This window comes from Streptosporangium sp. NBC_01755 (genome assembly GCF_035917995.1).
Taxonomy (GTDB): Bacteria; Actinomycetota; Actinomycetes; order Streptosporangiales; family Streptosporangiaceae; genus Streptosporangium.
This window is the reverse complement of record NZ_CP109131.1, coordinates 2,077,086-2,096,529: the sequence shown is the minus strand read 5'-3', so window position 1 is coordinate 2,096,529 and position 19,444 is coordinate 2,077,086. Positions and strand designations below refer to the sequence as shown.

21 protein-coding genes and 1 pseudogene are annotated in these 19,444 nt (G+C 69.4%); 12 read left to right on the top strand and 10 right to left on the bottom strand.

The window, feature by feature from the left end; translation table 11 throughout:
- Nucleotides 1–21 precede the first annotated feature (21 nt).
- The 3 genes from OG884_RS09505 to OG884_RS09495 all read left to right on the top strand — a co-directional run bounded on the left by OG884_RS09505 (nt 22) and on the right by OG884_RS09495 (nt 2,456).
- Nucleotides 22–705 carry a hypothetical protein gene (locus tag OG884_RS09505; RefSeq protein WP_326644188.1) on the top strand — a complete coding sequence of 228 codons (684 nt, stop codon included), beginning with the start codon at nt 22–24 and terminating at the stop codon, nt 703–705.
- Nucleotides 706–829: 124 nt separating this feature from the next.
- Complete coding sequence (locus OG884_RS09500) at nt 830–1,990, top strand: MSMEG_0568 family radical SAM protein (RefSeq protein ID WP_326644186.1); 1,161 nt, start codon at nt 830–832, stop codon at nt 1,988–1,990.
- Nucleotides 1,959–2,456: an MSMEG_0567/Sll0786 family nitrogen starvation N-acetyltransferase gene (locus OG884_RS09495; protein ID WP_326644184.1), complete on the top strand. Its 498-nt coding sequence runs from the start codon at nt 1,959–1,961 to the stop codon at nt 2,454–2,456. The genes OG884_RS09500 and OG884_RS09495 overlap by 32 nt, the downstream gene beginning before the upstream one ends.
- A 32-nt stretch (nt 2,457–2,488) precedes the next feature.
- Here the strand turns inward: OG884_RS09495 and OG884_RS09490 are convergent, their stop codons facing one another.
- Nucleotides 2,489–3,448: an AIR synthase related protein gene (locus OG884_RS09490; protein ID WP_326644182.1), complete on the bottom strand. Its 960-nt coding sequence runs from the start codon at nt 3,446–3,448 to the stop codon at nt 2,489–2,491.
- 84 nt (nt 3,449–3,532) lie between these two features.
- On the opposite strand from OG884_RS09490, the gene OG884_RS09485 reads away from it, so the two are divergent.
- From OG884_RS09485 to OG884_RS09460, 6 genes are read left to right on the top strand one after another with little or no spacing between them, the layout of a single operon-like run.
- Entirely contained in the window at nt 3,533–4,375 is an 843-nt protein-coding gene (locus tag OG884_RS09485; RefSeq protein ID WP_326644181.1) for a phosphosulfolactate synthase, read from the top strand.
- The gene (locus OG884_RS09480; RefSeq protein WP_326644179.1) at nt 4,372–5,307 is read left to right on the top strand and encodes a DUF7714 family protein; all 936 of its coding nucleotides are present in this window, start codon (nt 4,372–4,374) and stop codon (nt 5,305–5,307) included. The genes OG884_RS09485 and OG884_RS09480 overlap by 4 nt, the downstream gene beginning before the upstream one ends.
- Nucleotides 5,304–6,527: a class-II fumarase/aspartase family protein gene (locus OG884_RS09475; protein WP_326644177.1), complete on the top strand. Its 1,224-nt coding sequence runs from the start codon at nt 5,304–5,306 to the stop codon at nt 6,525–6,527. Before OG884_RS09480 ends, OG884_RS09475 begins: the two co-directional genes overlap by 4 nt.
- Entirely contained in the window at nt 6,497–7,483 is a 987-nt protein-coding gene (locus tag OG884_RS09470; protein WP_326644175.1) for a 1-aminocyclopropane-1-carboxylate deaminase/D-cysteine desulfhydrase, read from the top strand. Before OG884_RS09475 ends, OG884_RS09470 begins: the two co-directional genes overlap by 31 nt.
- Nucleotides 7,480–9,033 (top strand): argininosuccinate lyase, encoded by a 1,554-nt coding sequence (locus OG884_RS09465; protein ID WP_326644173.1) that lies wholly within the window; start codon nt 7,480–7,482, stop codon nt 9,031–9,033. Before OG884_RS09470 ends, OG884_RS09465 begins: the two co-directional genes overlap by 4 nt.
- The gene (locus OG884_RS09460) at nt 9,020–10,459 is read left to right on the top strand and encodes a DUF1116 domain-containing protein (protein WP_326644171.1); all 1,440 of its coding nucleotides are present in this window, start codon (nt 9,020–9,022) and stop codon (nt 10,457–10,459) included. Before OG884_RS09465 ends, OG884_RS09460 begins: the two co-directional genes overlap by 14 nt.
- Before the next feature lie 44 nt (nt 10,460–10,503).
- On the opposite strand, the gene OG884_RS09455 is transcribed toward OG884_RS09460, so the two are convergent.
- The 5 genes from OG884_RS09455 to OG884_RS09435 form a co-directional block, all read right to left on the bottom strand.
- On the bottom strand, nt 10,504–10,917 hold the full coding sequence (locus tag OG884_RS09455) for an OsmC family protein (RefSeq protein ID WP_326644169.1): 414 nt from the start codon (nt 10,915–10,917) through the stop codon (nt 10,504–10,506).
- A gap of 131 nt (nt 10,918–11,048) precedes the next feature.
- Entirely contained in the window at nt 11,049–11,882 is an 834-nt protein-coding gene (locus tag OG884_RS09450; RefSeq protein WP_326644167.1) for an amidohydrolase family protein, read from the bottom strand.
- Nucleotides 11,882–12,373 carry an MSMEG_0572/Sll0783 family nitrogen starvation response protein gene (locus tag OG884_RS09445; RefSeq protein ID WP_326644165.1) on the bottom strand — a complete coding sequence of 164 codons (492 nt, stop codon included), beginning with the start codon at nt 12,371–12,373 and terminating at the stop codon, nt 11,882–11,884. The genes OG884_RS09450 and OG884_RS09445 overlap by 1 nt, the downstream gene beginning before the upstream one ends.
- A gap of 65 nt (nt 12,374–12,438) precedes the next feature.
- Complete coding sequence (locus OG884_RS09440) at nt 12,439–12,693, bottom strand: hypothetical protein (protein WP_326644163.1); 255 nt, start codon at nt 12,691–12,693, stop codon at nt 12,439–12,441.
- Nucleotide 12,694: 1 nt separating this feature from the next.
- Nucleotides 12,695–14,032, bottom strand: coding sequence for an FAD-dependent oxidoreductase (locus OG884_RS09435; RefSeq protein ID WP_326644161.1), 1,338 nt, complete (start codon nt 14,030–14,032; stop codon nt 12,695–12,697).
- A 151-nt stretch (nt 14,033–14,183) separates the two neighbouring features.
- Here OG884_RS09435 and OG884_RS09430 point away from each other — a divergent pair, with 151 nt between their 5' ends.
- Entirely contained in the window at nt 14,184–14,759 is a 576-nt protein-coding gene (locus OG884_RS09430; RefSeq protein ID WP_326644160.1) for a helix-turn-helix domain-containing protein, read from the top strand.
- 172 nt (nt 14,760–14,931) lie between these two features.
- Here the strand turns inward: OG884_RS09430 and OG884_RS09425 are convergent, their stop codons facing one another.
- The gene (locus tag OG884_RS09425; RefSeq protein WP_326644158.1) at nt 14,932–15,249 is read right to left on the bottom strand and encodes a winged helix-turn-helix transcriptional regulator; all 318 of its coding nucleotides are present in this window, start codon (nt 15,247–15,249) and stop codon (nt 14,932–14,934) included.
- 2 nt (nt 15,250–15,251) lie between these two features.
- On the opposite strand from OG884_RS09425, the pseudogene OG884_RS09420 reads away from it, so the two are divergent.
- Nucleotides 15,252–15,389: pseudogene (locus OG884_RS09420) on the top strand (Scr1 family TA system antitoxin-like transcriptional regulator); the annotation flags it as partial.
- Nucleotides 15,390–15,634: 245 nt separating this feature from the next.
- Nucleotides 15,635–16,576, top strand: a complete 942-nt coding sequence (locus OG884_RS09415; RefSeq protein WP_326644156.1) for a DUF5996 family protein — start codon at nt 15,635–15,637, stop codon at nt 16,574–16,576.
- Between the two features lie 147 nt (nt 16,577–16,723).
- Here OG884_RS09415 and OG884_RS09410 read toward each other — a convergent pair whose 3' ends face one another.
- From OG884_RS09410 to OG884_RS09400, 3 genes are all read right to left on the bottom strand, one after another.
- Complete coding sequence (locus OG884_RS09410) at nt 16,724–17,242, bottom strand: nitroreductase family protein (protein WP_326644155.1); 519 nt, start codon at nt 17,240–17,242, stop codon at nt 16,724–16,726.
- A gap of 757 nt (nt 17,243–17,999) precedes the next feature.
- Nucleotides 18,000–18,827 (bottom strand): ATP-binding protein, encoded by an 828-nt coding sequence (locus tag OG884_RS09405; RefSeq protein ID WP_326644154.1) that lies wholly within the window; start codon nt 18,825–18,827, stop codon nt 18,000–18,002.
- A complete protein-coding gene (locus OG884_RS09400) occupies nt 18,824–19,246 on the bottom strand; it encodes a hypothetical protein (protein WP_326644152.1) in 423 nt (140 codons plus the stop codon). Before OG884_RS09400 ends, OG884_RS09405 begins: the two co-directional genes overlap by 4 nt.
- Between the last annotated feature and the right edge of the window lie 198 nt (nt 19,247–19,444).

The window sequence follows — 19,444 nt, the reverse complement described above, 5'->3', positions numbered from 1 at the left end:
ACCTTACGGGAGGAATTATCAATGTCAGAGCCTGATCCGAGATCCACGGCGGAGTCCCGGAAGGCCGCCGAAGACCTCTCCCGCCTGTGGACCGCGGCCTCCGAGCGGGCGTTTCCCGCGAGCATCCATCAGCCGGAGATCTACCTCCGGACCACGCGGCTGGTCGGTGCGGTGGCGCAGGAGCTTCGCGGGAGCGGGCGAGGTGTCGACCCCCTGCTGGAGGCGTGGTCCGAGCGCGGTGACCTGGTCCGCAGGGTGGCCGACTCCGACGACCTGCTGACCGTCGACGGCCTGGACGTCGAGGTGGTCGCGGGCGTCGCGTTCGCGATGCGTTACCGGGAGGTCCTTGAGGAGGTCGCGCTCGACGATCGGCTGGCCGCCTTCGCGGCGGCCCCGCCGGGCGCGGGCTGGCTGGTGCTGGAGGAGTCCGGCTATCGCCCCGGGGATCCGTTCGTTCCCTACCGGCGGCTGGAGGCCGATGCCCGCAGCGGACGCGCGCTGCTCGTGACGACGCGGCCGGACGAGACGCTCACCGCCTGTGTTCACGTTGTAGAGCAGGGGTTCATCGACCTTGAGACCGGGCGGCTCGTCGCGCGCGATCCCGACGACCCCGGGCGGGGAACCCGGGAGGTGCGTTCCGGTGAGGAGCGAGAAGCGCTGGTCGAACGGCTCAAGTGTCTACCCGAAGGTGATGGCTCCGACTGAACGGCGGAGCAAACTGTTGCCACTATGTGGGCCTTTACTATAGGAATTTCCTATAGTAGATGAAAAGTCTCAAGATGGTGCAGGACAGGCACCGTCACGAGTAGGCCCGACAAGGAGCCACATCATGACCGAGGCGAACGACCGTGTACTCGATGCGACCGGGCTCGCTGAGCTGATCACCAAGCTGCAGAGCCTCGGGTTGCGGACCGATGTCTCAATCGGGGCGCGCAACGGGGGCGCCGGTCCCGCCGACGCGGGAATGCTGTGGATCGATGGCGCGCCTGCCACCGTCCCGACCACGGCCGCCTATGTGCAGGATTCGCCGTACACGCTGCGGCAGGAGGACAACGGATTCGGCATCTACGAGGGCTCGCTCCGGCTGGCGGACGCGTCGCCGGCACCGCGGCCGAAGTACTACGACATGGAGACCGCGGACGGCGTCCCGTACTGGAAGATCGCCCTGATGCACCTCGACTCCATGGCGAGTACGGTCCTGCAGACCTGCGCCTACTGGGGGAACTCCGATCAGTGCAAGTTCTGCGGCATCGGGGTCTCCCTCGACGCCGAGCGCACCATCGCGAAGAAGACGCCCGAGATGCTGGCGGAGGTGTCGGTGGCGGCACGGGATCTCGACGGCGCCGTCGACGCGACGCTGACGACCGGTAGCACCGCCACTCCGGACCGCGGCGCGCTCTACGTGGGCAGGTGCGCCCAGGCCGTGAAGGAGGCGTCGGGACTGCCGGTGCAGGTCCAGTTCGAGCCCCCCGCCGACCTCGACGTGATCAACCGCGTCCGCGACATGGGCGTGGACTCCGTCGGCATCCATGTGGAGACCTTCGACGCCAAGGTGCTCGCGGAGATCGCGCCGGGTAAGGCGCGTTGGGGCATCGAAGCGTACTTCGCGGCGTGGGAACGCGCCGTCGAGGTCTTCGGCGCGGGCCAGGTGTCCACCTACGTCATCCTGGGGATGGGCGAGGACCCCAAGGTCACGGTCGATCTGTGCAGGCGCGCGGTGGACATCGGCGTCTACCCGTTCATCGTCCCGCTGCGTCCGGTGCCCGGCAGCCTGATGGAGGACGTGCGTCCCCCGTCCGCCGAATACGTCGAGAAGATCTACCGGCAGGTCGTCCCGCACATGCTGCGGCGTGGGCTCACCGCCACCGGGGTCATGGCCGGCTGCGCACGTTGTCAGGCATGCTCCGGGGTGGCGGCCCTGGAACGTGCCGGTTCGGCTTCGGAGAAGGGGCTTCCTGATGGGCGCGTATCCCTCCCGCTCCTCGTCTGACGTGATCGCACCGACCCTGACCTGTCGTTCGGTGGTGTCGGCCGGCGAACTCGCGCAGCATGCCCGGATCCGGCACTCGGTCTTCGTCGAGGAGCAGGGGTTGTTCGAGCGGACCGACCAGGACGAGTTCGATCACGACCCCACGACCCACCACGTGGTCGGGTACGCGGAGGGCGTTCCGGTCGGCACGGTGCGGCTGTACCGGGTGCCCTCGCCGGACGGCGACGAGGCGCTGTGGCAGGGGGATCGGCTTGCGGTCCTGTCCGGCCACCGGCACCTGATGCTGGGCGGTCCGCTGGTCAGGTACGCGACCGAGACCGCGGCCGCGGCGGGCGGTGACCGTATGATCGCCTTCGTGCAGCCGGCCAACGTGACCTTCTTCCGGCGGCTCGGCTGGTCGCCGGTCGGCGGGCCGGTCGCCTACGTGGGCGTGCCTCACCAGCAGATGAGCATCGACCTCACGTGATGATCTCGTACAACGGGCAGGCCCGGGTCACCTCAGCGACCCAGCCGGGTCACCGACTCCCGCTTCAGGTCGAAGACGACCGCCGACCCCGAGGCGTCGCCGATGCGCACCTCACCGGTGTCGTCCAGCGTGCCGATTCGCTGAGCGGTGAGGCCGCGGGAGGTGAATGCCTCGACGCATTCCCCGACCTTCTCGGCCGGCGTCGTGAGCAGGAAGGCGAAGCAGGGGAAGCAGGACAGCCAGTCCACGATGGGCACCCCCGCGGGCACCGGGAGCACGTCCAGGTCCACCTGGACGCCGAGCTTGCGCGCCTCCAGAAGCATGGCCAGCGAGCCGATCATCCCGGCCATGCTGACATCCTTGGCGGCCACCGCGGCGCCCCGCTCGGCCACGTCGGCCAGGACGCGTACGTCACCGGCGAGGCGCTCACCTCGCTCCTCGAACGACGGGTAGAACAAGAAGTCCTCCCGCATCCTGCCGTCGAGACAGCAGGCGAGCACCAGTGCCTGGCCGGGCGCGGCGTGCGTCGCCGAAAGCACGAGCTCGGCGGCGCCCAGTCCGAACGCCGACAGGCTGGGCGGGCCGTCCGTCTCGGTGAGGTGCCCGCCGACGATCGGCACCTGGTACGCCTCGCCGGCCCACTTCAGGCCCTTCAGGACCTCCTTGACGACGCTGCGCGGGCCGGTCACCGTGTCGACGAGCGCGAGCGGCCGGGCGCCCATGGCGGCGAGGTCGTTCACGTTCGCGAGGACGGCCGCCACACCCGCGCCGTACGGGTCCTGTTCCACGAAGGCGGGCAGCATCGCCTCCCCTCCGACGATCAGAGTGCGTCCCCGGTCGTGCACGACGGCTCCGTCGTCACCGGGACCGGACCACCAGTCCCCGCCGCCGAACACATCGGCGACCACACCGATGGAGCTCTTGGCCGTGACGCCGGGAAGGCTCCGCAGTCTGCGCGCCAGTTCTTCGAGGTCGTGGGTGTTTTCGGGCATGGTGAACTCCCTTGTGTTCGGGGGGGTCCGGCAGACGTACCAGCCGTTGACGGCGTCATCCTAGCCAGTGAGGAATCCGTTTCCGTGACAGGACAACCTAGTCGTGACCGTACCTTCCCCCTGGACCTGACCGCGGCGGAGCCCGACTTCCTCACGCTTCCGCCTCGCACGGAGAAGCCTCGCCGGCACGGCGTCTCCCATGTCCTGGACAACGGCATGTCCGTGGCCGAGGTCGAGCAGCGGCTGAAGGCCGCCGCCGCGAGCATCGACCTGTGGAAGTTCGGGTGGGGGACCGCCTACATCGACTCGTCGCTCGGCGAGAAGCTCGAACTGCTGGCCGAGCACCAGGTGCTGGCCTGCACCGGCGGCACGCTGCTGGAGATCTCCTGGCAGCGGGGCGTGGTGGACAGGTTCATGGATTGGGCCGAGTCCGTGGGATTCCCGTGCGTCGAGGTGTCCTGCGGCTCGGTGGAGATGTCGCGCGCCGACAAGGACAAGATCATTGACATGGCGGCCTCCCGGTTCGTCGTCCTGTCCGAGATCGGGCTCAAGGATCCCGACGTGGCCCCGTCGGCCGGGAAGTGGGCCGCCGACGCGCGGGCCGACCTGCGGGCTGGCGCCCACTGGGTGGTGACCGAGGGGCGTGAGAGCGGCACCGTCGGGCTGTTCAACGCCGAGGGCAGGGTACGCGCGGACATCGTGGACGCCGTCGTCTCCGCCGTCGGCCTGGAGGCCACCTTGTTCGAGGCCCCGCGCAGAGCGCAGCAGGCGTGGCTCATCCGGCGCTACGGCGCGAACGTGAACCTCGGCAACATCCAGCCCGCCGAGGCACTGGCCGTCGAGACGCTCCGGCTGGGTCTGCGTTCCGACACCATCGGGACGTTCTCCCAACTGGGAGAGGTGTACGCAGGAGTGGAGAGACCATGATGATCCCGTATCAGTATCGAACCGTGGCGTTCACCGACGTCGTGGTGGATCTCGACGGCGACTCCCTGCGGAAGTTCTTCCTCAGCCGGCAGGTCTACCGCAGGACTCGCTTCGTCGTGGCCCGCAACCAGGACAGGTACGCCGTTGTCGAACTGACCAAGGCCGACGAGGTCGAGCTGTTCGTCGACGTCACCGACGTGCGCGTGCTGGCCGGGCCGCACGAGACGCTTTTCGTCGACCGGCCCGACATCGACACCGCCGTGCCCAGCCAGTTGCTCCGCGCGGCACACGACATCGCCGCGGCACACGACATCGCCGACGCGCCGCGCTGCGTGGTCGTGCGCGGGCGCTACGAGCACGTCAACTTCATCCTGGACGCCGCCCCGCACCGGGTCCACGTGCTCGACGTCGGGCCGCCCTGGCCGGCGAAGCTGAACGACCAGGTCCAGCGCGTCGTCGACACCGCCGAGGAGCTTCCCGCGACGGAGTACGTGCCGCAGGTCGTCGACCTGGAGGAGATCGCCGCCGGCGAGCCGGCCGGGCACTACCTGCTTCCCTGTCGCGGAGGCGGCATGTCGGTCCCGGGCGCCGAGATCTCCTATCTCGACGAGGTGCCGCCGCAGGCGGACTGGGTCCTGCTCGGATGCGCTCGCTCGCGTGCGATCCACGACCACTTCTATCCGGAGAAGGCATCGAGCGTGCGCCAGGTCGACACCTGCCCGGCAGCCCTGGCGACCCGGATGCCACTTCCCCCCGGCGAGGCCCGCCTCACCAAATGCTGCCTGCTGGAGGAGAGCATCGAGACCCGCGGCGACACGGTGGTCGTGCCCTGGGGAGCGTCGTTCACGCTGGTCGCGGAAGGTCTGGCCGCGGCGTCCGAGCTGGCCGGGAGGCTCCGGTCCGGCACGGAGCGGGACGGGGGCACGGCATGAGCGCGCGCATCGCGGACTCATCGGCCTACGCCCACCTGTGGGGCACGGACGAGCTGCGGCAGATCTTCGAGGAGAGGGCCCGGCTGCAAGGGTGGCTCGACGTCCTCGCCGCACTGGCCAGGGCACAGGCGGCGGAGGGGTTCATACCCGCCGACGCCGCTTCGATCATCACCGACGCACTGCGTGTCGACCGGCTCGACCTGGACCGGATCGCGCGGGGAACCCGCGAGACGGGGCACTCGACGCTGGGCCTGATCCACGAGTTGCGTCGCATGCTGCCCGAAGCGGCACGCGAGCACGTCTACGCCGGGGCGACCGTGCAGGACGTCACCGACACCTGGACCTCGCTGGCGATGCGCGCGGTCGGCGGCATCGTCTGGCGTGACCTGCGCCGCATCGAGGAGCGGCTCCTCACCCTGGCCGTCGAGCATCGCGAAACGCCGATCGCCGGCCGGACCCACGGCCAGCCGGGAGCGCCGGCGACCTTCGGCTGGAAGGCGGCGTCCTGGGCGGACGAGATCCGGCGGCATCTCGACCGGCTGCGCGAAGGCGCTCCGCGATGGCTCGTGGCACAGCTCGGCGGGGGCATCGGCACCCTGGTCGCCTACGGTGACCGCGGACTGGCCATCCGGGCGCGCTTCGCCGCGGAGCTCGGGCTCGACGACCCCGTCATCTCGTGGTTGAGCGCACGTGACCGGATCGCGGAGTTCGGGAACGTGCTGGCCCTGGTCACCGGCACGCTCGCCCGGGTCGGCGAGGAGGTCTACGAGCTCCAGCGCCCGGAGATCGGGGAGCTCGGCGAGCCACGACCGGCCGGAGTGGTCGGCAGCATCACGATGCACCACAAGCGCAACCCGGAGGGCAGCGAGCACCTGAACACGCTCGCCCGTCTGGTCCGCGCCCACGCCGGCGTTCTCATGGAGTCGGTCGTCAGCCAGCATGAGCGCGACGGGCGGGCCTGGAAGGCGGAATGGGTCGCCCTGCCGGAGGTCTGCCTGCTGTCCGGTACGGCGCTGGCGCTCGGCGTCGGGCTGGTCGAGGGGCTTGAGGTGCACTCCGATCGGATGGCGGCCAACGTGCGCACCTACCTCGGCGACACGCAGAACCCGTCCGACACCGGTTCCGCCACCGGCATGGTCGACCTGGTCGTGGCACGCGCCCGGCGTATCAGAACCGAGGAGCCGCACTCATGGCCGTCACACCGGATCACCCGGGAATGACCCTTCCCCGCGCCGAGCTCGGCGTGCTGCCCACCCCCCTTCATGCGGCTCCGAAGCTGGCGGAGGCACTCGGCGTTCGCGGCCGGCTACTGCTGAAGCGCGACGACCTGAGCGGCTTCGCGGTCGCCGGCAACAAGACACGCCCGTTGGAGATGCTCATCGCCGGCGCGTGGGCATCCGGTGCCCGATTCCTGGTGACCGGGGGGACCCCCGGTTCGAACTTCTGCCAGGCGGCGGCCGCGGCCGCCGCCTGGGCGGGCCTGCGGTGCGTGCTCGTCTACGCCGGCTCTCCCTCGCCGGTCCGGCACCCCAACGAGGCCGCCGCGATCCACTGGGGCGCCCGGATACGGTGGACGCACGACCCGGACCGCGCCTCGGTGGACGCCGCGATCGAGAAGACGGCGGCCGAGCTGACCGAGGAGGGCCAGACCGCCTTCCCGGTGCCGCGCGGCGGTGCCACCCCGCTCGGCGCCACCGGGTTCCATCTGGCCGCGCTCGAACTCGATGCCCAGCTCGACGGCCCCGCCACGGTCGTCGTGGGCACCGGTTCCGGAGGGACGCTGGCCGGTCTCGTCTCCGGGGCGGTGGCACTGGGACGACGGCTGCGGATGCGGGGGGCGTCGGTCAGCCGGCCACCGGAGGAGACCGCTCGGCGGGTTCTCGAACTCAGCAGGGGGTGCGCCCGGCTGATGGGAACAGAGCCTCCCCGGGAGGCGGACGTCGTCCTCGACGACGCTCGCGGCCCCGGGCACGGGCGCCCGTCCGAGGAGGGCGAGCGCGCGGCGCGGCTCGCGCTGCGCGCCTCGGGAGTCGTCCTCGACCCGGTGTACTCGGCGAAGGCGCTGGGCGCCCTCGCACGGATCCTCGGGGACCGGCGCGCCGACCCTGACCTCACAACAGTCTTCTGGCATACCGGCGGCCTGCTCGACGCCGTCGCGGGATGGGAGTCACGATGATCGATAATGGACTGCCGTCCGCCCCTTCGGCACACCATCGGGGCGGGCTCGACCGGCTGGGGCCACCGATGGGAGGTCCGGCCCAGGAACTGATCGACAGCGGGTTCGCACTCGAGAACGCCGACGCGCCGCTACTGCACACCGGCCTCAACCTCGCCGACATCGCGCATGTCATCGATCTTCACGAGCGCGGGGTGATCCCCCACGCCGCCGCCGAACAGCTCATGCGGGTGCTGCTGAAGGCGGTGCGCACCTCCGCCGAGGACTTCCCGTACGACCCCGCGTTCGGCGAGCCGTACAACTCGCGGGAGCGGTACTTCACCGCGCAGATCGGGAGCGACGCGGGCTGGCTGCACGCCGGGCGGCCCCGGCGGGAGGCCGTACGCATCGCTCTTCGCCTGCACGTGCGCAGCGTCCTGGAGGATCTGGTCGAGGACGCGGCGGAGCTCGCGCACGCCATCGCGACGGTGGCGGCAGAGCACAGCAGGACCTGGCTGCCCGACCAGACCTATCTCCAGCATGCGCAGCCCTCCACGTTCGGCCACTACCTGGTGAGCTTCGCCTACCCGGTTCTGCGGGACGCGGAGCGGCTCATGGACGCCTTCGAATGGGTCAACACGAGCCCGGGCGGGGCGGGCTGCGTCAACGGGAGCCGGCTGCTGGCCGACAGGAGCAGGGTCGCCTCGCTGCTGGGATTCGAGGGCTTCATCGAGCACACCCGCGACGCCATGTGGCAGATCGACGGTCTCATCGCGGCGCTCTCGCACGCCTCCAGCCTGCTCACCACGCAGAGCAAGCTGGCCGAGGACCTGGAGATCTGGGCGAGCAACGAGTTCGACTACGTGACCATCGCCGACGGGTTCAGCCGCTCCAGCGTGCTCATGCCGCAGAAGCGCAACCCGTACGCCCTGTCCATCATCCGTGGTGCCGCCGGCACGCTGATCGGCCGCCTCACCGGGTTCCTCGCGGTCAGCAAGAGCCCGTCGGCGCGGAGCGACAACCTGATCTACGCGTACGGCGAGATCCCCCGCGCGCTGGACCTGGCCCGCCGCACGACGCGGCTGACCAGCGGGGTCGTCCGCAGCCTCACGGTCAACGCCGACCAGATGTGGGCCGCCCTCGAGTCCGGTTTCAGCCAGGCGACGGACCTGGCGGAGTTCGTCATGCAGACCTGCCACCTCGACTACAGGACCGCGTACCAGGTGGTCGGCATCGCCGTTCGCGAGGCGAGCCGGGAGGGACTGCGCGGAATCGATCTCGACGGGGCCCGGCTGGAGGCCGCGGCCCAGCAGCACGCGGGGATCTCCCTGGGGCTGGAAGGCCAGGACCTCAGCGACATTCTCGATCCGCGGCACATCGTGGAGACGCGGACGCTGGCCGGCGGGGCGGCGCCGCCCGTGGTCGAGACGATGGCCGCGGAGTGCGTCAAGAAAGCGAAATCGCTCCGGGACCGTGCGAGAGCCCAGCGCACTTCGTTCGAACAAGCCGAAGCCGCACTGGTCGCCGAAGCGGGCGACTTCATCGAAGGAGAGAGTGATGACCGCAGTTGAGACCGCCGCCTTGGTGCGCCTTCCGGAGGAGGTCAACGTCCTCAACCTCGGCCTGCCGCTGTTCGCCGAGGCGATCGGCCGGCAGGGACGCCCGGTGGTCCAGGTGGACTGGCGCATCCCCGGCGGCGGAGATCTCGCCGTGGTCGCCGCCCTCCGGCGTCTGTACGGCCCGCACGCGCGCACGGTCGACGCCGCCAACCAGGAGGTCTTCCGGCGGCTGGACCGTGGGACACCCCACCTGGTCGCCGTGCGGACCGCCGCCGACGTGATCCCGGTGTTCGCGCAGGGGAGGGTCCTGCTGCACTGCGGGCCGCGCATCTCGATCGAGAGAACCACGGACCCGCTGCGTCGTTCGATGCGTGCCGCCGTCTGCGCCGAGGGTTGGGCGGGAACGCCCGAGGAGGCGGACGCCCTGCTCCGGGACGGCACGGTTCGCCTGGAGCCGGCCAACGAGCATGGCGCGGTGGTCCCGATGGCGACGGCGATGGGGCCGCGCACGCCTGTCTGGGTGGTCGAGCTCGCCGACGCGGGCATCCGCACGTACGCTCCGGTCGGGCAGGGGTCGGGGGATGTAGCGTGGTTCGGCCGGGACACCCCGGGCGCGATCGCGCGTCTCGTCCTGCTGCGGGAGGCGGTCGGTCCGGTGCTGGCCGCCGCCGTGCAGGAGTACGGGCCGGTCGACGTGATGTCCCTCGCGGCGCAGGCGATCGCGATGGGGGACGATGTCCACGTCCGGACCCAGGCCGCGACCAACCTGCTGTTGCGCAACCTGCTGCCCGCGCTGGTGGCGGGCGACCATCCACGCCGGCACGAGGCGGCGACCTTCCTGTCCGGCAACCACCTGCTGTTCCTCAGCCTGGCCATGGCGGCCGCGCGAGCCCTGACCACCTGGGCCGCCCAGGTCGAGAACAGCTCGGTCGTGACCGGCATGGCCCGTAACGGCACCGACTTCGCCGCCTGGCTCGCCGGACCCTCTTCCGAGTGGTTCATCACCCCCGCGCCGATGGTGGGGCGGGCGCTCTACCAGCCCGGCCGCGGCCAGGCCGACGCCGCCCCGGACATCGGGGACAGCTCGGTGCTGGAGCTGGTCGGGCTCGGAGGCGCGGCCGCGGCCGGGTCGCCGGCGGTGGCGCAGCTGGTCGGTGGCACCATGGCGCACGCCGCCGAGCTGACCGCGCAACTGGACGAGGTGTGCGTCGGCAACTCCAGCCGCTTCATGATCCCGACCTGGGGGATGAAGGGTTCTCCGGTGGGCGTCGACGTGCGCAAGGTGGTCGAGCTGGGCATCACTCCGCAGGTGACGACCGGCATCCTGCACAACGCCGACGGCAGTGGCCAGGTCGGTGCCGGAGTGGCCGAGGCGCCGATCCAGGTGTTCGTCGACGCGTTGCTGGCGCTGGACGCGAAACTGACCGGCGAGGCCTGACCGAGCGGTGAGGGCCCGGTGAACCGTTCAGGTTCACCGGGCCCTCACCCATCGGCGTCGTTCCTGTTCACCTCGACCCGGGGCGAGCGGGCCAGCGTGTTGGAGACATAGCAGGCCCGGGAGGCCGGAGCGAGCAGCGGTTCGAGCTTCTCCGCGGGGAGGCTGGAGCTCACGCGCAGCCGGATCCCGCTGAAGCTCGGGCCGTCATACTCCCCGATCGCCGAGACCGACAGGTCGGGTAGCTCGATCCCTCGCTTGCGCGCACACCACGCCAGCGCCAGTGCGTAACAGGAGGCGGCCGATCCCAGGAGGTACTCGGTCGGCATCGGACCGGTGAAGGTTCCGCCGACCTCCTCGGGCTCGTCCACCGCGAACGAGAACGGTCCGGCGGTGACGGTCGCGCGCCAGCCGCCCTCCCACCGCGCGACGACTTCGTTCGAGTCTCCCGACCTTGCCAAAGCTCGCTCCCTTCGATGTTCGGTCGCTTCGACGTTTGGTCGTTTCGACGTTTGGTCGTTTCGACGTTTGGTCGCTTCGACCGCAGACAGCACGGGTCCCAGGCCGACCGGCCTGGGACCCGTGCCTTCGATCAGCCGTAGAGCCGGTCGAAGTTTTCGTGGAAGACCATCTCGGTCAGCTCTCCGCCACCCGTGGCCTCGACCAGGCGGTGGTACTCACCGGCGAATTCGCCCCACGGCTGGTCAGAGGCGAACAGCACACGGTCGCCGCCGATGCCGCGCCGGTCGATCTCGCGGGCGAGCCACTGCGGCGCGAAGCCCACGGACCAGGTCAGGTCCGTGTAGACCTTCTTGCCGGACTCGATCCAGTCGAAGAACCGCGTGCCGATGAGCTTGATGTGGCCGCTCACCCCGCCACCGAAGTGGACGAGATGGATCGGCGTCTCATCCGCGTAGCGCTCCACCAGCAGGCCGACCTTGTCGATGTCCGATGCCGCACCCGGTGAGGTGTGCACGTGGACGATGAGGTCGTTGGCCTTCGCGGCGGCGAAGATCTTGTCGAGATGGATCAGGCACTCGGGGTCCTCGGCGGATCCGCCGAGAAGAAAGCTGATCTTGAGGGCCTTCACCCCGCTTTCGGACGCGAGCGCCAGCGCCTTGTCGGTGAACTCGGCGTCCTGCGGTCGCGGTGACGCCCAGAGTGCGGCGCTGAGGCGGTCGCTCCGGCCGGCCGCCTCAATGACGAGCTCGTTGAGCGCGAACGAGTGGCTGGGGTCGGGGACCCCGTAGTTCGGGATCACCAGGGCCCGCTCGGTGCCCTCCCTGTCCATGTCGGCGATCAGCTCGTCGATCGTGGCACGGGCGTTCACATCCGGGTTGACCGGCGGTCCGCCGTAGAACGGGAATGCGGGCAGCACGCCGATATGGCGGTGAGCGTCGACGTGCCGGGAGGGTGCCTTGGCCATCACATGGTCCAGGTGTTGAGCTGGAAGTGGCCCTCCCGCCAGGCGGTCAGCGCGGAGTCGAGCACGTCCAGCGGGTTGAAGGCCTTGACGCCCGGGATCAGGTCGTCCTCACGCATGCCGTACAGGGCGCCCATGGCGAAGCGGCAGGCGTAGATCGTGGCACCCTCGTCGAGGAGGACCTTGAGCTGCTTGTTGACGGACAGGTTGCCGGGGAAGCCCTCGGTGCCGACGGCCGGGTAACCGCGGCCGGCGGCGGCCAGCAGCACGGCGGGTCCGTAAAGGACGATCGTCAGCTTGAACCCCTTGCGCTGGAGGCGCGTGGAGGTCATCAGGTTGACGAGAGAGACCGATCCCTCGAACGGCACCGAGTGGATGAAGACCGTCGCCTTCTGTCCCTCGTGGGCCCGGATGTCGTCGAACACCTTCTCACTGGTGTCCCACAGAACGTCCCCTGCCTGCGGCGTGGCAACGGTTACAGTCTTGGTGGACATGTCACTCCTTTGTGGCGTTTGCTGGTCCGGTAGGGGACCTGCGACGTATCAGATCCCGCGTCGTGTCAGATCGCGGGACCCTTGGACGGCGGCTGTGGCTTCCAGGGTTTCCGGTGGCTTCCCGGCATGCGGGCGATGACCGACTGGCGCAGCCTCAGGGGCAGCCGGTGGAAGATCGGGACATAGACCCGGCGCCAGAAGATCTCGGCTCCACGCGGTGGCCTGGGGCGCCCGGCACCGAGGCGGGCGCCCACCTTGTCCTGTGCGTCGATCATCAGATAGTGCTCGGATCTTTCGCGAACCCAGCGCGTCAGGCCCATCTCAAGCTCCCACCTTCGTGAGCGCGTTCTGGGCCGCGAGTGCGATGGGCTCGTTGAGCGCGCCGATCGGCGGACTGTAGACGTTCTCCATGGTCGCCAGGTCGTTGAGCGTGATCCCGGTGCGCACGGCCATGGCGAGGAAGTCTGCGCGTTCCTTGATGCCCTCGCCGCCGACGAGCTGGGCCCCGATCAGCCGGAGGTGCTCGGGTTCGGCGAGGAGCTTGACCTTCACCGGTTTCACGTCGGGGTAGTAGCGCGCCCGGGAGATGCCCTGCGCGTTGCCCACGATGAAGGGGATGCCGAGCGCGGTGGCCAGCGTCTCGCTGAAGGACACACCGCCGATCATCCACTTGCCGGCGACCATGCCCCAGGGGACGTAGACGGCGCGGTACTCGCGGGTACCGCCTGCGGCGTTCACACCGGCGACCTTGCCCTGGGAGTAGGCATGGCTGCCGGAGAGCCCCTGGATCGGGACGTTGGAGACGCCGTGCGGGATCTCGGTGCAGTCGCCCGCCGCGTACACATCGGGGGCCGAGGTGCGCATCCGCCCGTCGACGATGAGGCCGCCGCTCATGCCGGTCTTGAGGCCGGCCGCGGTGGCGAGTGCGGTGTTGGGCGTCTTCTTCGTGGCCACCACGGCCAGATCCGCCGTGATGTTCCCCTGCGAGGTGGCGACCTCACGGAGCTTGCCGCTCTCCCCGATGAACCCGGTGACCTTGGTGTTGAAGTGCAGCTTGGCGCCCATCTCGATCCAGGAGTCCTCGACCGGCTTGATGATGTCGGGATCGGTCGCGGATGACATGGCCCAGGGTGCGGGGTCGACCAGGTGGGTCTCGATGCCGCGATGCGCGAGCGCGGTGACCATCTCGGCGCCCAGCGGCGTGGCCTCGTCGACGACCGCGGTCTTCACCGTGTCCAGGACCTTGTCCCACTCCATCGCCTGGCGAATGTTCTTGACGTAGTAGATGCCGCCGAGGTCGCCCCCCGGTACCCCCGGGTCGGCATAGGTGAACCCGGTCGCCAGCACCAGCGAGTCGTAACGCTCGACGGTCCCGTCGGTCGTGGTCACCGTCTTGGCCTTCACATCGATGCCGGCCACGGTCGTCTCATAGCGGATGTCGATGCCCTGCTCGACGTAGTGCTGCTTGGTCGCCATGAACAGGGACTCGAAACTGGAGATCTCCCTGCCGTGGACGTAGGGGATCCCACAGGGGCTGTAAGCCGCGTCCTCATAGTCGGTGAAGACGATGACCTCGGCGTCGGGGTCGGTACCCTTCGCGGCACCGGCGGCACCCATCCCTGCGGCTCCGCCGCCTATCACTATGATTCGCCTGGTCATCTCGACTTCGATCTCCTCAGGAAGCTTCGATCGCATTGAGCATGCGCAAAGTTCTATTGAGCATACTTGACGTACCTGTTGGGCGACGTCAAGGTATAAATGAGTGCACCTTACGAAGTGCGAACCTCGATACCCCCATCGGAGGCGCGGCGTGAGCACGCGAGTAGCCGCAGTCGTCTCTGGCATCGGCCCCAAGATCAAGGCCCTTCGCAAGCAGAACGGCTATTCGCTGCAGTCGCTCGCGGAGCGTGCCGACGTCTCCGCGGCCACGATTCACAAGATCGAGCAGGCCGACATGGTGCCCACGATCACGACCCTGCTCAAGATCGCCGTGGCTCTGGAGCGCCCCGTGTCGTACTTCGTGGAGGACGACGACGAGCAGTATCCGACGGTGTTCATACCGGCCGAGAACAGGCGCCCGATCTACACCTCACACGCGGGGATAGACCTCGCTGGGATCAGCGGCCCCTACGGCGACTTCCTGGTCGCCGCAGCCATGGCGACGGTGATCCCGGGAGCGAGCAGCGGCAGCAAGCCGATGCAGCACCTCGGCGAGGAGCTCGTCTATCTGGTAGCGGGCAGGCTCGAGTTCGAGGTCGGTGGCGTGGTGCACGTACTCAACCCCGGTGACTCCCTCCACTTCCGCACGCAGCAGCCGCACTCCTGGCGCAACCCCGCCGACGAGGACGCCTCGGCGATCTGGATGGCGCTGCGCCCGCAACAGTGAGCCGTCCACGGCGATGGGCGCACCCTCCCGTGACCCCACCTTGCCGCCGTGTAGATCGACATGAAGATGGGCGCGTTGGACGAGCAGAGCCGACGGCTGTGGTCGGTGATCGCACGGTGGAGCGATGGGGATGGGGCTCAGAGCGATGGGGATGGGGCTCAGCCGGTGGGGCTCAGCCGGTGCGGCCGAACCCGGAGGCAGGGGGTTCGTAGGCTTCGCGGGCGTCGAGCAACTCGTCCCAGTGCCTCTCCGCCCAGGTGCACACGACCGCCATCGGCCCCAGCAGGCTGCGGCCGAGCGGGGTCAGCTCGTACTCGACCCGCTGCACGGCCCCACCGGAGGCGGCACGCGAGACGAGGCCGTCCCGTTCGAGCCTCCGGAGCGACTGGGTGAGCACCTTCGCGGTGATGCCGCGCAGGGGAATCCGCAGCTCGGAGAAGCGCCGAGGTGTGGTCGGCGTACGGAAAATCACCCGGCAGGTTCTTGTCATGGATGCTGAAGTTCTTCAGGCGTGCCACCCCACCGCTGTTCCGTGCGGTACTGGACGAAGGCGTTCTGCATCGTCTGGTCGGCAGCAAGGAAGTCATGCGTCGGCAACTCGAACGCCTTGTGGAGGCGGTAGAGTCCCCGCGAAGTAGAGTCCCCGCGAATCGGCATCCAGGTCATCCCCGCGACGCTGGGGGTGATGACGGGAATTCTCGGCGGCTTCGTGATCGCACAGCTTTCAGGGAGTCCGGATACGGCGTATATCCAGTCCGCAAAACATTGAATTCGACCGGCTTTCCATGCCGGCCGGCGGAGAGACCGATGAAGATCTTGCTGTCCGTGGTGTCGGCCGGGTCTTTGATGCGTACGCTGAGGGAATGGTGGTGTCCATGGAGCTGTTCGCCCCGATACCGCTGGCCGAGTGGCGGGATACCAAGGCCACGCTGCACCGGTTCTGCCAGGTGGTGGGCAAGATCCGGCTCGCCGCCGGGGTCCGGCGCAACCACTGGTGGAGCGTGCCGTTCCATCTCACCGGCCGAGGGCTCACCACCCGGCCGATGGGGCAGGCGGACGGCAACCCGATCTTCACGATCGACTTCGACTTCGTCGGCCACCAACTGCTCGTCACCGCGCTGGACGGCCGGGCGGTGTCGTTCCCGCTCTACGGGCAGTCGGTGGCGTCCTTCTATCAGAGAGTCATGCTGACGCTGGCGGAGCTGGACGTGCAGGTGGACCTGGACATACCGTGGCCGTTCGACCTGCCGGACTCCGGCCGGCCGTTCGTCGAGGACACCGAGCACGCGGCCTACGACTTCGCCATGGTCACGCGCTACTGGCAGGTTCTGAGCCAGGTGAACCTGATGCTGGAGGAGTTCGCCGCGGGCTTCTCGGGAAAGATCAGCCCGGTGCACCATTTCTGGCACACCTTCGACATCGCCTGCACCCGCTTCTCCGAACGCCAGGTCGACCAGCCGCCCTCGGTCGACTCAGTGACGCGGGAGGCCTACTCGCAGGAGGTGATCAGCTCCGGCTTCTGGTTCGGTGACGACTCCTTTCCCGAGCCCGCCTTCTACTCCTACACCGCTCCCGAGCCCGAAGGGCTGGAGAACGAACCACTGCGGCCCGAGGCCGCGGAGTGGGTCGCGCAGCGAGGCAGTCACCTGGCCGTGCTGCGCTACGCCGACGCCCGCGCCGCAGCCGACCCGCACGCCGCCGTACTGGCCTTCTATGAGAGTGCCTACCAGGCCGGAGCCCGGCGTGCCGGTTGGGACATCGCCCGGCTCGCCTGCCCGGGCGGGATCACCGATCCGCAACAGAGAGCCGGAACCTGACAGGCGGCGCGCGCCGGACCAGGCCATCGCCGCGGACACTTCCCGTGGACGTCGCGCAGCATTCGGTGAGTAACCGCGGACACTTCCCGTGGACGTCGCGCAGCATTCGGTGAGTCACTTCGGACCGGTCGGCGAGGGAGCATCCCCTCAGGAGCCGATCCAGCGGACCAGATCATCCAGCGGCAGGCGTCCCGAGGGAATCGCGGACCTGCCACGAGGCGCGGGCGCGGGGTAGCCGAGGGAGATGGCGGTCCGGACCTTCCACGGAGCCTCGACGCCGACCATCCGGCCGGCCTGCTCGGCATTGGGGGAGGGGAAGAACGAGGCCGGGCAGCTTCCCAGGCCAAGGTCGTGCGCGGCGAGCATGAGGCTCTGGGCGGCCCGGCCCGCGTCGAACTCCGCGTCCTCGCCCCCTGTTCCGTGGTCCACCGCGAGCAGAACGACCACGGGAGCGGCGGCCAGGTGAGCCGCGTAGCCTCCCAGCAGGCTCAACCTCTTCTGCAGGCCGCGGTCCCTGACCACGACGAATCTCCAGGGCTGGCGGTTGCGCGCCGACCCGGTCCAGCGAGCCGCCTCCAGCGCCCGCACGATGTCGCGCGTCGGTACCGGCGCGTCGGCGAACCAACGTGTGGCCCGCAACGGCTCGCCCACCTGCCCCATGCTCATCTCCCCGATCCGCTCGTGTCGCCTCGCGCCCCATCATCCCGAAGGCCGGCAAGGTGCCCGCACAGCGGGGAGCCCGAGGTGGCTCAGTCCCAAGGGCGGAGCCCACCCCGGACGCCTTGGTCTTGCCTCCCGCCGTGGGCGCGAGCAGCAGGGCGTCCTGTCCCGAGGCGAGCGGCCCCAGCGCCCGCTGCTGTAGGGGGCGCAGCGACGGCCACCCGAGCGTGTTGACGACATGGTGCGCCAGAGTGGGGTGCAGATGCGCAGGGTCGCTCACAGATCTGTTTCCATGTCGGTCGGCTCCGAGGGTGCCAGAGGGGGATGCGCCGGATCGTTCACAGCCCTCGCTTGTTTACCTGTGGATGGGGATTTCTTGAACTCCTCAAAATAGCTCCGAGGGAACGGCAAGGGAACGATCTCTCGGATGTTCACGACCTGCCGGGCCGCTTTTCACTACCCGCGGCTTCTGACGGAGCAGCAGGTCGTCACGATGACGGCGACGGGGGCCTCCAGCGAGCTGCTTCCCCAGTATCGACTGACCGACCTGGACGGTCGTGGTCGGTCGGGAGCATCTCACCCTGGAGACGACCCGCTAGGTGACCTGGACATCGTTCAGGCAGAGGGTAGAAGCCGCACTCGCCGCCGCCGGCGACATCACAAATATTCGCGTTTGAGAATGTGTCGGTCTTCGATATATCAATCGCATCGCACATCGCTGATTTCGGACGCCTGCGCGAACGCGCCGAGCGGCTCCTGAGGTTCAGGACGATGCCCGGGTAGCCGCGGTTTGACGGGGAAGACGCCAGCGGGCCCAGACGGTTTTGCCGGGGCGGTGGGGGAGGGGGGTTACGCCGGTGTCGTGGGCGAGGGCCTTGACGATGGTCAGTCCGCGGCCGTGCAGGGACTCGGGGTCGAGGGTGAGGTGGCGTGGCTGTCCGGGGCCTCGGTCGGTGACCTGGACCTGGAACTCGTCGGCGTCGGCCCACAGGGAGAGCCTGACCACGGGCTCGCCGTGAATGATCGCGTTGGCGAGCAGTTCGCCGATCACCAGGACGACGTCGTCGACGAGCTGGTGCAGCGCCCAGGCGACGAGGGTCTCGCGCACCATGGCGCGAGCCTTGCCGACAATCGGCAGGTCGTGCGGCAGATCCCAGCAGACGGTGCGCGGATCGTCCGGGGGGTGCGGGTCGTACGAGGTCTGTGGGTGGTCCCCAGTCTGGGAGGGGGTCAGGGGGTGGGGGTCGTGCGGGGGCTGCGGGTGGTTCGGGGGGTGCGGTGTGTCAGGGGTCTCGGGCATGGTCCCTCCTTGGGGTGGTGGTGTGCTGTGTTCGGCCTCGCGCATCAGGGTGCGTAGCTCGTCGGCGGTGCGGGCCCGCACGCTCAGGGGTACGGGAGTGGGCCAGACTGCGACGGCGTGGAAGCGCCGGGTGCCGGGGCCGTACCAGACGGTCCAGGCGGGCTCGACCTGGTCGAGCTGCTCGGCGGCGGCCCGTTCGGCCGGGTCCCAGGGCTGGGAGCCGACCTGCTCGGTGACGGTCCCGCGCCGGTGCCGCCCGCTCTGCCGGGGCTGGGGCTCGCGTCCGTTCATACCGTCGCCCCCTGCCGGTACGGGGTGTGCTTGCCGGGGGTACGGGGACCCGGCGGCCGTCCTCGCCGGTACGGCACGGCGGCCGTGACCCCGGACTGCTCCGGCCGCCGGTGCCGGCCGGGGGAGACCTCCGGGAGTCGCACCGGGGAAACGACAGGAGGTGTGGGGCAGGGGATCGAACGGATGGGCGGCGCGACCGGTGGGTGGCCGGAGAGGCCGAGGCGGCGGCGGGAGGTCATCCGGGCGTGGACCTGGGCGGGGGTGGGCTGCTCCCAGTGGTGGTGGGGGCGGTGCGGCAGGCTGGCGGCCTCGTGCGCGTACGGGGGATGACCGCACCAGCGGCAACCGAGCGGCATCGGCGGCCGGTCGGCGTGCCAACGGACCCTGATGGGCCGGGGGTTTCCTCTAGGGTGATGCATCAGATCGGACCTCCAGTGTCCGGTCGAGGGGCTTGTCATGGCGTGCCGCGCCGTGGCAGGCCCCGCTTTGTTTGGGGTATTAGGGACGACAGAGCGAAGTATTTCCGTCTTGCGCGAAGTGGCTTCCGGGCACCTCGGAGGACTTACTTGGCGGTGACAGGTGTGTGTCCGGCAGAGGCACGAGGCGTGACCAAAAGT

Excerpts from the sequence above, each read along its gene's own strand:
- OG884_RS09505 (WP_326644188.1), top strand. The coding sequence starts at position 22 with ATGTCAGAGCCTGATCCGAGATCCACGGCGGAGTCCCGGAAGGCCGCC.
- OG884_RS09500 (WP_326644186.1), top strand. The coding sequence starts at position 830 with ATGACCGAGGCGAACGACCGTGTACTCGATGCGACCGGGCTCGCTGAG.
- OG884_RS09495 (WP_326644184.1), top strand. The coding sequence starts at position 1,959 with ATGGGCGCGTATCCCTCCCGCTCCTCGTCTGACGTGATCGCACCGACC.
- OG884_RS09490 (WP_326644182.1), bottom strand. The coding sequence starts at position 3,448 with ATGCCCGAAAACACCCACGACCTCGAAGAACTGGCGCGCAGACTGCGG.
- OG884_RS09480 (WP_326644179.1), top strand. The coding sequence starts at position 4,372 with ATGATGATCCCGTATCAGTATCGAACCGTGGCGTTCACCGACGTCGTG.
- OG884_RS09475 (WP_326644177.1), top strand. The coding sequence starts at position 5,304 with ATGAGCGCGCGCATCGCGGACTCATCGGCCTACGCCCACCTGTGGGGC.
- OG884_RS09470 (WP_326644175.1), top strand. The coding sequence starts at position 6,497 with ATGGCCGTCACACCGGATCACCCGGGAATGACCCTTCCCCGCGCCGAG.
- OG884_RS09465 (WP_326644173.1), top strand. The coding sequence starts at position 7,480 with ATGATCGATAATGGACTGCCGTCCGCCCCTTCGGCACACCATCGGGGC.
- OG884_RS09460 (WP_326644171.1), top strand. The coding sequence starts at position 9,020 with ATGACCGCAGTTGAGACCGCCGCCTTGGTGCGCCTTCCGGAGGAGGTC.
- OG884_RS09450 (WP_326644167.1), bottom strand. The coding sequence starts at position 11,882 with ATGGCCAAGGCACCCTCCCGGCACGTCGACGCTCACCGCCATATCGGC.
- OG884_RS09445 (WP_326644165.1), bottom strand. The coding sequence starts at position 12,373 with ATGTCCACCAAGACTGTAACCGTTGCCACGCCGCAGGCAGGGGACGTT.
- OG884_RS09440 (WP_326644163.1), bottom strand. The coding sequence starts at position 12,693 with ATGGGCCTGACGCGCTGGGTTCGCGAAAGATCCGAGCACTATCTGATG.
- OG884_RS09435 (WP_326644161.1), bottom strand. The coding sequence starts at position 14,032 with ATGACCAGGCGAATCATAGTGATAGGCGGCGGAGCCGCAGGGATGGGT.
- OG884_RS09425 (WP_326644158.1), bottom strand. The coding sequence starts at position 15,249 with ATGACAAGAACCTGCCGGGTGATTTTCCGTACGCCGACCACACCTCGG.
- OG884_RS09415 (WP_326644156.1), top strand. The coding sequence starts at position 15,635 with ATGGAGCTGTTCGCCCCGATACCGCTGGCCGAGTGGCGGGATACCAAG.
- OG884_RS09410 (WP_326644155.1), bottom strand. The coding sequence starts at position 17,242 with ATGAGCATGGGGCAGGTGGGCGAGCCGTTGCGGGCCACACGTTGGTTC.
- OG884_RS09405 (WP_326644154.1), bottom strand. The coding sequence starts at position 18,827 with ATGAACGGACGCGAGCCCCAGCCCCGGCAGAGCGGGCGGCACCGGCGC.
- OG884_RS09400 (WP_326644152.1), bottom strand. The coding sequence starts at position 19,246 with ATGCATCACCCTAGAGGAAACCCCCGGCCCATCAGGGTCCGTTGGCAC.